This is a genomic window from uncultured Marinobacter sp., assembly GCF_947488835.1.
Taxonomy (GTDB): domain Bacteria; phylum Pseudomonadota; class Gammaproteobacteria; order Pseudomonadales; family Oleiphilaceae; genus Marinobacter.
The window spans coordinates 912,857-926,575 of sequence record NZ_CANLBK010000001.1 but is presented as its reverse complement, the minus strand read 5'-3'; the positions used below and the strand labels follow the sequence as shown (position 1 = coordinate 926,575).

At 53.3% G+C, this 13,719-nt stretch carries 10 protein-coding genes; 6 read left to right on the top strand and 4 right to left on the bottom strand.

The window, feature by feature from the left end:
• The first annotated feature begins 127 nt into the window (after positions 1-127).
• From Q0824_RS04260 to Q0824_RS04245, 4 genes are read left to right on the top strand one after another with little or no spacing between them, the layout of a single operon-like run.
• Positions 128-1,135 carry a TAXI family TRAP transporter solute-binding subunit gene (locus Q0824_RS04260; RefSeq protein ID WP_298447819.1) on the top strand — a complete coding sequence of 336 codons (1,008 nt, stop codon included), beginning with the start codon at positions 128-130 and terminating at the stop codon, positions 1,133-1,135.
• Complete coding sequence (locus Q0824_RS04255) at positions 1,135-3,312, top strand: TRAP transporter permease (protein ID WP_298447817.1); 2,178 nt, start codon at positions 1,135-1,137, stop codon at positions 3,310-3,312. The genes Q0824_RS04260 and Q0824_RS04255 overlap by 1 nt, the downstream gene beginning before the upstream one ends.
• Positions 3,309-4,055: a sulfite exporter TauE/SafE family protein gene (locus tag Q0824_RS04250; protein ID WP_298447815.1), complete on the top strand. Its 747-nt coding sequence runs from the start codon at positions 3,309-3,311 to the stop codon at positions 4,053-4,055. Before Q0824_RS04255 ends, Q0824_RS04250 begins: the two co-directional genes overlap by 4 nt.
• Positions 4,056-4,083: 28 nt before the next feature.
• Entirely contained in the window at positions 4,084-5,076 is a 993-nt protein-coding gene (locus Q0824_RS04245; RefSeq protein WP_298447813.1) for a zinc-dependent alcohol dehydrogenase family protein, read from the top strand.
• A gap of 83 nt (positions 5,077-5,159) precedes the next feature.
• On the opposite strand, the gene Q0824_RS04240 is transcribed toward Q0824_RS04245, so the two are convergent.
• Entirely contained in the window at positions 5,160-7,754 is a 2,595-nt protein-coding gene (locus Q0824_RS04240; RefSeq protein ID WP_298449516.1) for a bifunctional aconitate hydratase 2/2-methylisocitrate dehydratase, read from the bottom strand.
• A 193-nt stretch (positions 7,755-7,947) separates the two neighbouring features.
• On the opposite strand from Q0824_RS04240, the gene Q0824_RS04235 reads away from it, so the two are divergent.
• Complete coding sequence (locus Q0824_RS04235) at positions 7,948-8,574, top strand: tRNA-(ms[2]io[6]A)-hydroxylase (protein ID WP_298447811.1); 627 nt, start codon at positions 7,948-7,950, stop codon at positions 8,572-8,574.
• 3 nt (positions 8,575-8,577) lie between these two features.
• Here the strand turns inward: Q0824_RS04235 and Q0824_RS04230 are convergent, their stop codons facing one another.
• Entirely contained in the window at positions 8,578-9,462 is an 885-nt protein-coding gene (locus Q0824_RS04230) for a LysR family transcriptional regulator (protein WP_298447809.1), read from the bottom strand.
• 144 nt (positions 9,463-9,606) lie between these two features.
• Between Q0824_RS04230 and Q0824_RS04225 the strand changes: the two genes are divergently transcribed.
• Positions 9,607-10,377, top strand: coding sequence for a ferredoxin--NADP reductase (locus Q0824_RS04225; protein WP_298447808.1), 771 nt, complete (start codon positions 9,607-9,609; stop codon positions 10,375-10,377).
• A 111-nt stretch (positions 10,378-10,488) separates the two neighbouring features.
• Here Q0824_RS04225 and Q0824_RS04220 read toward each other — a convergent pair whose 3' ends face one another.
• Together Q0824_RS04220 and Q0824_RS04215 are read right to left on the bottom strand one after the other, a co-directional pair.
• Entirely contained in the window at positions 10,489-11,910 is a 1,422-nt protein-coding gene (locus Q0824_RS04220) for an NAD-dependent succinate-semialdehyde dehydrogenase (protein WP_298447806.1), read from the bottom strand.
• Positions 11,911-11,933: 23 nt separating this feature from the next.
• On the bottom strand, positions 11,934-13,712 hold the full coding sequence (locus tag Q0824_RS04215) for an acyl-CoA dehydrogenase (RefSeq protein ID WP_298447804.1): 1,779 nt from the start codon (positions 13,710-13,712) through the stop codon (positions 11,934-11,936).
• Positions 13,713-13,719 lie beyond the last annotated feature (7 nt).

Genomic DNA, 13,719 nt, shown 5'->3' with positions numbered 1-13,719 from the left:
TCCTGCGGGGGCCCTTTTTTGTGGCCTGTTTAGCCGTATGGACTGGTAGATCCAGTGGAGTGCAACTATCTTTAGTTAGTTACACTTCTATGATTGGGCAAGAACAATGATAAAAAGGGAGTTATCCATGAGTAAGCGCAGGGTTTTGAAATACGCCGCGGGGCTGCTGACAGCTGCCGCAGTCTCTCTTTCCAGCGGTGTACAGGCGGAGGGCAATTACGTGATGGGTACAGCCACAACGGGCGGTACCTATTATCCGGTGGGCGTTGCTATTTCAACGCTGATCAAAGTTAAGTTGGAGCCTTCGACCAACATATCGGTTTCAGCCATCAGTTCAGCAGGCTCTGCTGAGAACCTGAAGCTTATGGACGAAAATCAGATCCAGTTCGGCATTCTTCAGGGGCTATATGGAGCTTACGCCTGGAACGGCACAGGGCCGGTTAACAAGCCTTATAAGAACTTGCGTTCGGTATCAATGCTTTGGCAGAACGTTGAGCACTTCGTAGTAACCAAGGGCATCGCCAAAACCGGCACGATCGACGATATGAAAAATCTGTACGGGGAGAGTTTCTCCATTGGTGCCAGAAACTCAGGAACCGAGGGTTCCGGTCGCTTTATTCTGGGCAAGGTTGGCATTGATCTGGAAAAAGTAAACCTCGCATATCAAGGCTATGGGCCCAGTGCGGATGCCCTGCAGAATGGCAATATCGATGGCATGAATATACCAGCGGGCGTGCCAGCGGCAGCGGTAACAAGAGCCTATGCCAATGTGGGTGACAAAATTACCACCCTGAACTTTACGCCAGAGCAGGTTGCCAAGGTCAACAGTGACTTTGAGCTGTGGACGCCTTATACCATCCCAGCAGGAACCTATCCCAAGCAGGCCGAGGATATTAATACCATTGCGCAGCCCAATATCCTGGCAGTTCGAGATAATGTCTCGGAGAGCGATGTCTATGAAATCACGAAAACCATCTACGAGAACCTTCCGTTCTTGAACAACATACATCAGGCAACGAAAGCGATGGCGCTGGAGAAAGCCATAGCAGGTCTGCCAATGCCGCTCCATCCCGGGGCTGCCCGTTTCTATCAAGAGCAGGGCCTGTCCATTCCTGAACGTCTGCTTGCGAAGTAATGGTGACAGGTAAAGCAGAAGGCGAATCCGCAATTGCGGTTCGGGATGAAAGTGCCAGCGAGGCGAGTGAGCGAGTAGATCACTGGTTGTTAGGGCCAGTGATTTTCTGGCTCGCGATCGCCACTGCGCTGGTTCATCTGTATTTCAACACTTTTTCGACGCTCTCTGAGCTGTGGAGTTCAGCTCTGCACTTTGGTCTTTTCGGGCTGATCTGCACGCTAACCACCCCCATGTTCAAGGCTCAAACGGTTGGTGGGCAGAGGGTAGCGCTTGGTGTAGATGTGATGCTCGGGCTTGCTGCACTTGCCTGTGCTTTTTATCTGATTTTCTTTGAAGATGCTCTGTATCAGCGCGGGTTCAATTTCTCTACCGGGGACTGGGTTTTCTCCATCGCATCCGTGGCGTTGATACTGGAATTGGCACGTCGCACAGTAGGCTGGTTTATTCCCGTGCTATGTATTGTGGCTCTGACCTATGTGGCTTGGTGGGGCCAATACGTTGACGGCATCTTTAATTTCCCCGGGCTTTCCTGGGAGACAGTTCTGTATCGCTCATATATCGGTGGTCAGGGAATGCTGGGTTCCATCGCACGTATTTCATGGACCTACGTATTCATGTTCATTTTGTTCGGTGCCTTTCTGGTGAAATCCGGAGCCGGGGACTTTATCATCGAACTGGCGCGCTGTGCCGCAGGGCGTTTCGTGGGCGGTCCCGGATTTGTGGCGGTGTTTGCCTCCGGCCTAATGGGGTCTGTCTCCGGATCCAGCGTAGCCAATACGGTTTCTACCGGTGTTATTACCATCCCGTTGATGCGAAAAGCGGGCTTTCCCGCACGCTTTGCTGCAGGCGTTGAAGCCGCCGCTTCAACCGGGGGGCAATTGATGCCTCCAGTGATGGGTGCGGGTGCTTTTATCATGGCTTCCTACACTCAAGTTTCCTACCTCACCATCATTGCTGTTGCTGCACTCCCAGCCCTTCTCTATTTCATCTCGGTCGCCATGTTTGTACGCATCGAGGCCAAACGCAGCCATGCAGACAAACTGGAAGATGAAGCTGCGCCCTCGCTAAAGGACGTGCTGAAAGGCGGTTGGCACTTTTTGCTGCCACTGGTCGTTCTTGTGGCCGCGCTTGTTTACGGGTTTACACCAACCTACGCTGCGGGGATAGCCATTGTGTCTGTTATTGCTGCGTCATGGCTATCGAAGAACCCAATGGGGCTAAGAGATATACTCGACGCTCTGGCGATGGGGACGCGAAACATTACGACCACAGCGGTCCTGCTGATTACCGTCGGGCTTATTGTGATGGTGGTGTCCACCACGGGCATAGGTAATACGTTTTCGCTGATGATTACCGATTGGGCCGGCGGAAGCCTGTTGATCACCATTTTTCTGGTGGCTCTGGCTTCGCTGATTTTGGGAATGGGGCTACCAGTAACGGCGGCGTATATTGTTCTTGCGACACTTTCAGCACCGGCGATTTACAACCTGATCGCACAAAGCCAGTTATTGGAGTTGATGGTAAATGGCAATCTTCCCGAGCAGGCCAAAGCCATCTTCATGCTCGCAGCACCGGATAAACTGTCGTTATTGGATGGCCCCATGGATGCCACTACCGCGCGACAGATGCTCGCATTGGTGCCAGATACCTTCAGTAGCCAACTCCTTGAGCAGGCTTTATCGCCGGAATCACTTTCCATGTTGCTGGTGGCTGCGCATATGGTCATCTTCTGGCTTTCCCAGGATTCTAACGTGACACCTCCGGTTTGCCTTACAGCCTTTGCTGCGGCCGCTATTGCTGGAACCCCACAGATGCGCACCGGGTTTACTGCCTGGAAGCTGGCAAAGGGGCTTTACATAGTGCCGCTTCTGTTTGCCTATTCGCCACTGATTACTGGTGATTTTACTGAAATGATCCAGGTATTCTGTTTTGCCCTATTCGGTATCTACGCCATCATCGCGGGCCTTGAGGGTTATCTGGAGCACAAGCTCAACCTGTTGGTTCGAGCGTTGATGTTTCCCCTTGGTGCCTTGATGCTATGGCCCCATGGGCAGCTACTGATCGATGGGGCAGGGCTCATTATATTTATCGCTGTTCTGGTGTGGAGCAGTCGTTGTGGTAAACGTCTCAGCGGAGATCGCTCGGGGAATAACGCAGGAAGTGCGAACGCTGCATGAGCATTACAGACGTTATTGCATTGCTGGCGCTAGGTGGAATTGCCGGATTCATTAATGTGCTTTCGGCAGGCGGGTCAATGCTTACGCTGCCATTGTTGATGTTTCTTGGGCTTCCTCCTCAGGTTGCCAATGGCACCAACCGGGTAGCAATTGTTCTGCAAAGCACCACCGCTGTTGCCGGCTTTCGCCGCATGGGTCACGGTAATCTCCGTGTTAGCTTGCACCTTGCGGTACCGGCGGTTCTTGGATCTCTACTGGGTGCCTGGGTGGCCACATGGGTGCCCGACGTGGTATTTGAATGGGTGCTGATTTTTGCCATGATTTTCGCTTCGGCGTTCATGCTGTTGCCACAACCCCGGCTGGAAACCAACCCGCTGACTGTAAACAGGCTTGGCCCGGTGATTTACATCGCCATGTTTGTGATTGGCGTGTATGGCGGGTTTATTCAGGTGGGTGTGGGGGCTCTGTTTATCGTGGTTTTGTACCGGTTGCTGCGCATTGATCTACGCCAGGTCAATGTTTTCAAGGTGTCTATTATTCTGCTTTACACGGTTCCCGCATTGATGATTTTCGCCCTTAATGGGCAAGTGCGCTGGGGTATGGGGTTGGTTCTGGCGCTCGGCAATATTACTGGAGCATTTGTAGCCGTTAAGGTGAATCTGAGCAATGAGGGCGCGCAATGGGTGAAGTGGATTACCCTTGTGATGGCCGCGGCGATTCTGGTTCGATTAATCGTTTACTGATCACTTTCTGATAGAAGGAGATAGGGCAATGAAGGCGATGGTTATCGAGGAGTTTGGTGGCCCCGAGGTATTTGTAGAGCGGGAAGTAGAGACGCCTGAGCCGTCGGCTGGGCAGGTTCGAATCAAGGTGGTGGCTTCGAGTATTAACCCTATTGAAACCAAAATACGCTCAGGATTTGTAAAAGCCGGGCCCGATATGCCGGCCATCCTCAATGGGGATGTGTCTGGCGTTATAGACAAGATTGGCCCGGGCGTAACCTCTTTTGCCGTGGGTGATGAGGTATTCGGGTGCGCAGGCGGGACAAAGGGCTGGCCTGGTGCACTTGCAGACTTCATGGTGGCCGATGCCAGGCTACTCGCAAAACGCACGCCCGCTATGAAACTGCCTCTGGCTGAATGTGCTGCAGTACCGCTTGTGTTTTTGACTGCTTGGGCAGCTCTTGTTGAGCGCGCAGAAATCCAGGCTGGTGAGCATGTACTGATTCATGCTGGCACAGGTGGGGTGGGGCATGTTGCCATTCAGATAGCCAAGCATTTTGGTGCGCGAGTGGCTACAACCGTGTCTACGCCTGAAAAAGCAGCGTTGGCAAAGAAGCTGGGTGCAGACGATATTATTTTTTACCGCGAAGAGTCTGTAGAGAGCTACAAGCAGCGGTTGACTGACGGGCGAGGTTTCAGCCTGGTTTTCGATACTGTGGGTGGAGAGAACGTGGATCGGGCAATCGAGGCAACTGCCATTTCCGGGCGTCTTTGCTCCATTAATACTCGCTCCAGCCATGATCTGAGCTTGATGCATGCCAAAGGCCTGACGCTGCATGTGATTTTTCGTTCTATTCCTTTGCTACACGGAATTGGGATGGATGATCAGCCGCGGCTTATTTCTGCCATGAGCGATATGTTGGAACAGGGGGTGTTACAACCGTTGCTCGACAAGGAACAGTATTCGTTTGCCGATGTGGGCGATGCCCATCGTCGTCTTGAATCCGGGCTAGCTACAGGCAAGATACTTCTACTGCGATAACCTTCGTAGTTTTTCAGTATCCATAAAAAAACGCCAACCCGAAGGTTGGCGTTTTCGTAGATCTAAACCTTGAAGTTTAATGCTTAAGCGACAGTCGCTTCCGCAGCCTTCTTGGTGTAGTTCTCCATCTGATCAAAGTTCAGATACTTGTAGATCTCAGCAGACATGCTGTCCAGATCCTTGGCGTATTCCATGTACTCCTCAGGAGAGGGGAGTTTGCCCAGGATAGCGCCCACAGCAGCCAGTTCCGCGGAGGTCAGGTACACGTTGGCACCATCACCCAAGCGGTTCGGGAAGTTACGGGTAGAGGTAGACAGAACGGTAGACTTGGGAGCTACACGCGCCTGGTTGCCCATGCACAGGGAGCAGCCTGGCATCTCGGTGCGAACACCGGCGGTGCCGTAGATGTTGAAGTAACCTTCTTCCATCAACTGCGCCTGGTCCATCTTGGTAGGTGGAGACATCCACAGGCGGGTGTTCAGGCCGCCTTTGTGTTGCTCAAGCAATTTACCAGCGGCACGGAAGTGGCCGATGTTGATCATGCAAGAACCGATGAACACTTCGTCTACCTTGTCGCCAGCTACTTCAGACAGGAACCTGGCATCGTCAGGATCGTTCGGGCAGCAAACGATTGGCTCTTTGATGTCAGCCAGATCGATTTCAACTACGTGTGAGTACTCAGCATCTTTGTCAGCACGCATCAGCTTGGGATCAGCCAGCCATGCTTCCATCTGCTGGGCACGACGCTCCAGAGTACGGGCATCGCCATAACCTTCAGCAATCATCCAGCGCAACATGGTGATGTTAGAGCGCAGGTACTCGGCAACAGACTCTTCAGACAGGTTGATAGTACAACCAGCCGCAGAACGCTCAGCAGAAGCATCAGACAGTTCGAATGCTTGCTCAACAGTCAGGTGCTCAAGACCTTCGATTTCCAGGATACGACCAGAGAACTCGTTGATCTTGCCTTTCTTCTCAACGGTCAGCATGCCTTGCTTGATGCCGTACAGCGGAATAGCGTGTACCAGATCGCGCAGAGTGATGCCTGGCTGCATTTCGCCTTTGAAGCGAACCAGAACAGACTCTGGCATATCCAGTGGCATAACACCGGTAGCTGCAGCAAATGCAACCAGGCCAGAACCGGCCGGGAAAGAGATGCCCATTGGGAAGCGGGTGTGAGAGTCACCACCGGTACCCACAGTGTCAGGCAGCAGCATGCGGTTCAACCAGGAGTGGATGATACCGTCGCCTGGGCGCAGGGATACACCACCGCGGTTGCGGATAAAGTCCGGCATGGTGTGCTGCATTTCAACGTCAACCGGCTTCGGATAAGCGGCGGTGTGACAGAAAGACTGCATAACCAGATCCGCCTGGAAGCCCAGACAAGCCAGATCCTTCAGTTCGTCACGGGTCATAGGACCAGTGGTGTCCTGAGAGCCTACAGTGGTCATGTGAGGCTCGCAGTAGGTGCCTGGACGAACGCCTTGGCCTTCTTCCAGTCCACATGCCTTACCAACCATCTTCTGACCCAGGGTGAAGCCCTTGGTGCCAGCAGCGGGATCGTTTGGCAGACGGAACAGATCAGTCGCGCCCAGACCCAGAGCTGTGCGCGCCTTGGCTGTCAAGCCACGGCCAATGATCAGAGGGATACGTCCGCCAGCCTGCACTTCGTCCAGGATAACGTCAGACTTGAAACCGAATTCGGAAATGGTCTCGCCAGCCTCGTTCAGAATCTTGCCTTCGTATGGGCGGATTTCGATTACGTCGCCCATGTTCATGTTGTCTACGGGGGCCTCGAATACCAACGCGCCGGCATCTTCCATGGTGTTGAAGAAGATGGGGGCAACCTTGTTACCGATACACACACCGCCGGCACGCTTGTTTGGTACGCCCGGGATGTCGTCACCGAAGAACCAAAGCACAGAGTTGGTGGCAGACTTACGTGAGGAGCCAGTACCAACCACGTCGCCAACAAAAGCAACAGGGAAGCCTTTGGCTTTGATTTCATCAATCTGGCTCATTGGGCCAGTTACGCCGGGCTCTTCCGGCTTCAGGCCGTCGCGTTCCATTTTATAGGCAGCGCGGGCGTGCAGCGGGATGTCCGGGCGGGACCATGCATCCGGAGCCGGAGACAGGTCGTCGGTGTTGGTTTCGCCGGTAACCTTGAACACCACCATCTTGGTGCTTTCGGCAACCTTGTTTTTCTTGGTGAACCACTCGGCATTGGCCCAGGATTCAACAACAGACTTGGCAATAGCGTTGCCAGCGTCCATTTTGTCTTTCACATCGTTGAACGCGTCGAACATCAGCAGGGTATGCTTCAGTTGCTCGCCAGCCAGTTCGGCCAGTTCGCTGTCGTCGAGCAGGTCTACCAGAGTTTCAATGTTGTAGCCGCCTTGCATCATTCCCAGCAGTTGAACAGCTTTAGGCTTGTCCAGCAGGGGGGATGCAGCTTCACCTTTCACAATGGCGGTCAGGAACGCAGCTTTTACGTAAGCGGCTTCATCTACACCCGGTGGAATACGGTTTTCCAGCAGGTCAACCAGAGTGTTTTCCTCGCCAGCAGGCGGGTTTTTCAACAACTCAACCAGCGCTGCAGTTTGTTCTGCGTTCAGCGGCTTGGGGGGAATATTCAGAGCCGCACGTTCTGCAACGTGTTCACGGTAGGCTTCTAACACGATTTGAACCCTCATCAGTTGGTATGTCCCGCGCCTTTAGCACACGCCTGGCGGGAATTTTATGGCGGATGGACTTTAAGTTGGCGCTGTATTCTATAGGAAAGCACCTATAAAGTTAAGCTGGCCAGAAGTCGGAGAACACGGATAGCTGCGCTATAATCGCCCACCCTTTGAATTGACGCTGTTGCTTACCATGACCCAGAAAACTGATTCCATAACCAAAGCCCTGCAAGATATTCACGATTTTCTGCCTTGTGCTACGCCCAAGCAGTGGATTGATAACGCATTAGCCAATCAGGACCTGATGTTGATCGATCACGCACATTGCGAGAAAAAAGCTGCATCGACGGCGCTGAGCTTGATGTACCGCTATGTAGATAACAGCGACTTGCTCAACAAAATGTCGCGGCTGGCCAGGGAGGAGTTGCGTCATTTCGAACAGGTTTTGGCCATTATTGATAAGCGCTGCATCCCATACTGCCATCTTACCCCTGCGCGCTATGCTGCCGGCTTGCGTAAAGAAGTGCGCACCGACGATCCGGGGCGACTGGTAGATGTAATGCTAGTGGGTGCCATCATCGAAGCCCGCTCATGCGAGCGCTTTGCGGCACTGGTGCCGTTTCTTGATGATGAACTCGCGGATTTCTATGGCAGCCTACTCAAGTCGGAAGCGCGACACTATCGAGATTACCTCGCGCTGGCCGTGCAGGCCAATAAGGGGCCCGTTGATGAACGGCTTGCGGATTTCATTGCCATTGAAAAACAACTCATTCTGGAGCCGGATACTGAGTTCCGATTCCATAGTGGCCCTGTAGCCTGAGATTCAGGGTAGGGCCCGACACAGCTTGATCCAGGCATCAATACCGGCACTGCGGTACTTCTGCTTGTGTAGAATAAAGTAGAACTGTCGTTCAAAACTTCGGTGTTGAGGCGTTTTCAGAGCTACCAGGCTGCCCCGCCTGATCGCATCTTCCAGTACCACTTCCGACAGGCACCCTATACCCAGGTCGGCCTCCACAGCGCGTTTAATCGCTTCAGTATGTTCCAGCTCGAGCAGTACGTTCATGTCCGGTAACAGTCCATGCATACCACGCTCAAAGCTCTGCCGGGTGCCAGAGCCTTGCTCTCTCATAATCCAGGTGGCGCCTCGTAGATCCTCGTCTGTCAGAGTTTCTTTCTTGGCGAGTGGGTGGGTTGGTGAGCAGAACACAACCAATTGGTCTCCGCGCCATGGCAAAACTTCAAGCTCGGAAGATTGCAGTTCGCCTTCTATAAGCCCTATATCCAGCTCGAAATCCTTGACTCTCCGTACGATGGTGCTGGTGTTGGCAACTTCCAGTGCAACCCGGGGGCGAGTAGGGGTATTCATGTATTGGGCCATAACGCCTACGGCTAGATAGTTACCTATAGTTAAGGTGGCTCCGACTTTAAGGGCGCCTATTTCGGAGTTTTTGCTGAACGCTTGTTCCAGCTCTGTGGCCTGGGCGAGGACAGCTTCCACCTTGGGTCGGTAGAGACGCCCAAGTTCATTCAGTTGCAGGCGTTTGCCAACACGGTCGAACAGCTGGATGTCGAACTGGTTTTCCAGTTCTTTAAGCGCACTGCTGGCAGCAGATTGAGACATCGCCAGCGATTCCGCGGCCCGGGTAATGTTCTGAAAGTGTGCGGCAGCCAGGAAGACTTCAAGTTGCCTGAAACTGTATTTCATACCAAAACGCTCTAAATCGATGAAACCGAATAGGGTTATGGGAATATCCCATTTCATCGATAGGTTAAAGGCAGGTTAGACTTTAGGCAATTCATATTTTAAACATTCTCCGCCGATAATGAATCGAACGGGTGAGGGGCTTCAATGAGTAACCTGATAAAAGAAACGGTAACCAGCGTTCATCACTGGAACGATACTTTGTTTAGCTTCAAGACCAGCCGCGACCCCGGGTTTCGGTTCAAGAATGGTCACTTTGTGATGATTGGCCTGGAGTCTGAAGGTAAGCCTTTAATGCGCGCCTACAGCATTGCCAGTGCAAACTATGAAGAAGAGTTGGAATTTTTCTCAATTAAGGTTCAGGACGGCCCGTTGACATCCCGCCTGCAGAAAATTCAGGTGGGTGATGAGATTCTCGTCAGTCGTAAGCCCACTGGCACCCTGGTTCTGGATAACCTTCTGCCGGGTAAAAATCTCTGGTTGATCAGCACGGGTACCGGGCTGGCGCCATTCATGAGCATTATAAAAGATCCTGAGATTTATGAGGCGTTTGATAAAGTCATCTTGACCCATGGCGTGAGATATATTTCAGAGCTTGCCTACCAGAGAGAAATTGAAGAGTTGCCAGAAAACGAGTTCTTCGGCGAGATGGTGAAAGGCAAGCTTGAGTACTACCCGACGGTTACCCGGGAGCCGTTCCGTAATGAAGGCAGGCTAACCCGCGCTATGCAGAGTGGCAAAATCACCAGTGATTTTGGTTTGCCTGATCTGAACATTGAAGATGATCGATTCATGATCTGCGGTAGCCCAAGCATGCTTAAAGACACCTGCTCCATTCTTGATGAAATGGGCTTCAAGGAAGCTCGGGGTGGCGATTTGGGTCACTACGTCATTGAAAGGGCGTTTGTGGAGAAGTAGGTCCGCGCTCGTTAAGCACAGTGTGCAAGCAGGACGGAAGCGTAATTTCCGTCCTGCTTGATTTCAAGAAAAACGTGCCTACACGCAGGGGCACATATTTGGATCGTTTAACTAGATCGCGAAGCCACCCAGTTTGGTTTCCAGATATTCTCCAATACCCTCCTGAGCACCCTCCCGACCAAGCCCGCTATTTTTCATGCCGCCAAATGGGGCCGCTGCGCTTGTTGGGTTAATGTCGTTGATGCCAATAATGCCGAAATCCAGAGCTTCAAATGCGCGCATCGCTGTCGTCATGTTGTTGCTGTAGATGTATGCCGCTAGCCCAAACTCGGTGTCGTTGGCCATCGCAATCACATCGTCGTCGGAGCGATAGGTGATCACAGGAGCGACCGGGCCAAAGGTTTCTTCCCGGTAGATTTTCATTGCCGGCGTTACGCCGGATAGCACGGTTGGAGCGTAGAAATAGCCGTTTGACAGGCCGTTTTCTGCTAAACGTTGCCCACCGGTTTCCAACGTAGCGCCTTGAGCAATTGCATCTTGAACCTGCGCATCGACCTTTTGAATGGCCTGCTCATTGATCAACGGTCCGATACCAACGCCTTCGGACATGCCATTACCGGCTACAAGGCGATTGGCCCGACTGGTTAGTTCCGCAATAAACGGCTTCAGGTGGTCCTCGTGCACAAATATCCGGTTAGGGCTAATGCAGGCCTGGCCGGTATTAAGAAACTTCACCAGAGACAGACCTTTCGCTGCGTGCACTGGATCGGCATCGGGGAACACAATGGCGGGTGCATGTCCGCCAAGTTCCATAGACACTCGCTTCATGTTGGCTGCCGCCAGCGCGTTCAGCTTTTTGCCAACGGGAGTGGAGCCTGTGAACGTCAGTTTGCGGACTCTTGGATCAGTACAGAAAGCGTCGCCTACCCGCGCTGGATCCCGCACAGTGAGCATGTTGACAACTCCGGCGGGAAAGCCTGCTTCTGCAAAAATCTCAACCATGGCCTTAGCACACAAGGGCGTGCTTTCGGCGGGTTTCAGTATCACCGTGCAGCCGGCAGCTAATGCAGGTGCCAGCTTGCGTGTAATCATGGAAATCGGGTAGTTCCAGGGCGTTATTGCGCCGACCACACCCACGGGTGATTTCTGGACAATAAAACGCTGATTTTCACGGGCGGAAGGGATACTTTGCCCGTATACACGCTTGGCTTCTTCAGCGAACCACAGCAGGAAATCTGCACCGTACTGTACTTCGTTGAGTGATGCTTTAAGGGGTTTTCCCTGTTCGCGGGTCATCAATTCAGCCAGCTCACGCTTCTGCCGAATCATCAGCTCCCAAGCCCGGTAAAGCAGTGAGGAACGGTAATGAGCCGTGGTTTTCTTCCATTCTTTAAATGCGCAATCTGCGGCCGCGATGGCGGCCTCAATGTCTTGGTCTGTGCAATTGGGCACTTGCCCGATGATCTCGCCCGTTGCCGGATTGGTGACCGAGAGCTCAGAGCGCCCGGTTAACCATTCACCGTTTATGTACATGAGGCTTTACCTTCTGGCCGGTATTAAAATTCAATCTCTGGAAGCGCCATTATGGCATCGTCACCAGATCGTATCGCGCTCAGATGTGATGAACAACGCGGTAAGATGTGGTCAATAAAAAAGCTGGTTGTCGCCAGCTTGCTGGCTGCAAATGTGCTCTGGTCACCCAGATCATTTGCCGCAGCGATAGCTGCTTTCAGCATCAACCAGCCTGCCGTTACTGTGGAGCTCAACATAAGGTAGTCGAATGCAACGGCACCGGTGAATTGGTCGTCATTACCCCGCTCGAGAACCACGCGTGTCGCATCCTCAAGGAAGGCGACTGCCTGGTCAAATTTCGCTTGGCGCTCAGCGGTTAACACACAATTGCGTTGCAGTGAGCCAGTGAACGGGCGCATGTCTTCAATCAGTTCAGCCATTGCCTGACCCTGATCGCGAACGGTTTTCCGACCAATCAGGTCCAGTGCCTGAATGCCATTAGTACCTTCATAAATCGGCAGAATGCGGGCGTCACGATAGTGCTGTGCAGCGCCCGTCTCTTCGATAAATCCCATGCCGCCATAGCACTGGATGCCCAGAGAGGTTACTTCCTGGGCAATTTCAGTGCACCAGCCCTTAACCAGTGGTGTCAGCAGGTCTACTCGGCGCTTATAACGAGCCCTGATGTCGTCTGGCAGGTTCTCCGCATTGGCGTAATCGACGGCCACGCAGCCGGTGTAGGCGAGTCCGCGCGCTGCTTCGGTCAAGGTTCTCATGATCATCAGCATACGGCGTACGTCCGGGTGCTTGATGATAGGTGACACGCCTTGTTCGCCCGGAGCCGTGCCCTGAGTGCGTTCCAGGGTGTAATCCCGTGCCTGTTGATACGCTCGCTCGGAAATGGACACGCCTTGCAAACCAACGGTCAGGCGGGCGTTATTCATCATTGTGAACATGCAGGCCAAACCACGATTTTCCTCGCCCACCAGATAGCCAATGGCACCCTCATTGTCGCCATAACTCATGACGCAGGTTGGGCTGGCGTGGATGCCGAGCTTATGTTCCAGCGAGACCGCCTGGCAGTCGTTTCGCTCCCCGGGCTCACCGGAAGCATCCGGGAGATATTTGGGTACGGCAAACAGTGAGATGCCCTTTACCCCGGCAGGCGCGTCGGGCAAGCGGGCGAGCACCAGGTGGATGATATTCTCCGCCATGTCGTGCTCACCCCAGGTGATGAAAATCTTTTGACCCTTTATTCGGTATACATCGCCATCCGGACGGGCTTGAGTGCGAATGCCCGATAGGTCCGAACCAGACTGCGGTTCGGTAAGGTTCATGGTTCCGGTCCATTGTCCGGAAATCATTTTTGGCAGTAACAGCTGTTTAAGCTGATCGCTGCCCTTCTCGGAAAGCGCTTCAACCGCTCCCTGAGACAACAGCGGACAGAGCCCCCAGGCCATGTTTGCGGCATGCCACATTTCCTGAACAGGAATGGCCAGTGAGAAAGGCAGGCCTTGGCCGCCAAACTCCGGGTCAAACTGCAGGCTGGCCCAGCCACTTTCCGCATACTGCTGGTATGCGTCTCGGAAGCCGGCAGGCGTGACCACATTGAGGTCAGAATCCAGACGCACACCGGTTTGGTCTCCGATGACGTTGGTTGGTGCGATGACGGAACTTGCAAAGCGAGCGGCTTCGTCAAGAATGGCGGCGACGACATCCTCGGAAGCGTCTTCATAGCCGCACGCTTTGGCCATTTCTGAAAACCCGGCGACGTGCTGCAGGGTGAACATCATCTCACGGGTGGGTGCTCTGAACGCTGTCATGGTTTAC

What these genes read in the sequence shown, in the direction of transcription:
- Q0824_RS04260 (WP_298447819.1), top strand. Translation starts at nt 128, where the DNA reads ATGAGTAAGCGCAGGGTTTTGAAATACGCCGCGGGGCTGCTGACAGCT.
- Q0824_RS04255 (WP_298447817.1), top strand. Translation starts at nt 1,135, where the DNA reads ATGGTGACAGGTAAAGCAGAAGGCGAATCCGCAATTGCGGTTCGGGAT.
- Q0824_RS04250 (WP_298447815.1), top strand. Translation starts at nt 3,309, where the DNA reads ATGAGCATTACAGACGTTATTGCATTGCTGGCGCTAGGTGGAATTGCC.
- Q0824_RS04245 (WP_298447813.1), top strand. Translation starts at nt 4,084, where the DNA reads ATGAAGGCGATGGTTATCGAGGAGTTTGGTGGCCCCGAGGTATTTGTA.
- Q0824_RS04235 (WP_298447811.1), top strand. Translation starts at nt 7,948, where the DNA reads ATGACCCAGAAAACTGATTCCATAACCAAAGCCCTGCAAGATATTCAC.
- Q0824_RS04230 (WP_298447809.1), bottom strand. Translation starts at nt 9,462, where the DNA reads ATGAAATACAGTTTCAGGCAACTTGAAGTCTTCCTGGCTGCCGCACAC.
- Q0824_RS04225 (WP_298447808.1), top strand. Translation starts at nt 9,607, where the DNA reads ATGAGTAACCTGATAAAAGAAACGGTAACCAGCGTTCATCACTGGAAC.
- Q0824_RS04220 (WP_298447806.1), bottom strand. Translation starts at nt 11,910, where the DNA reads ATGTACATAAACGGTGAATGGTTAACCGGGCGCTCTGAGCTCTCGGTC.
- Q0824_RS04215 (WP_298447804.1), bottom strand. Translation starts at nt 13,712, where the DNA reads ATGACAGCGTTCAGAGCACCCACCCGTGAGATGATGTTCACCCTGCAG.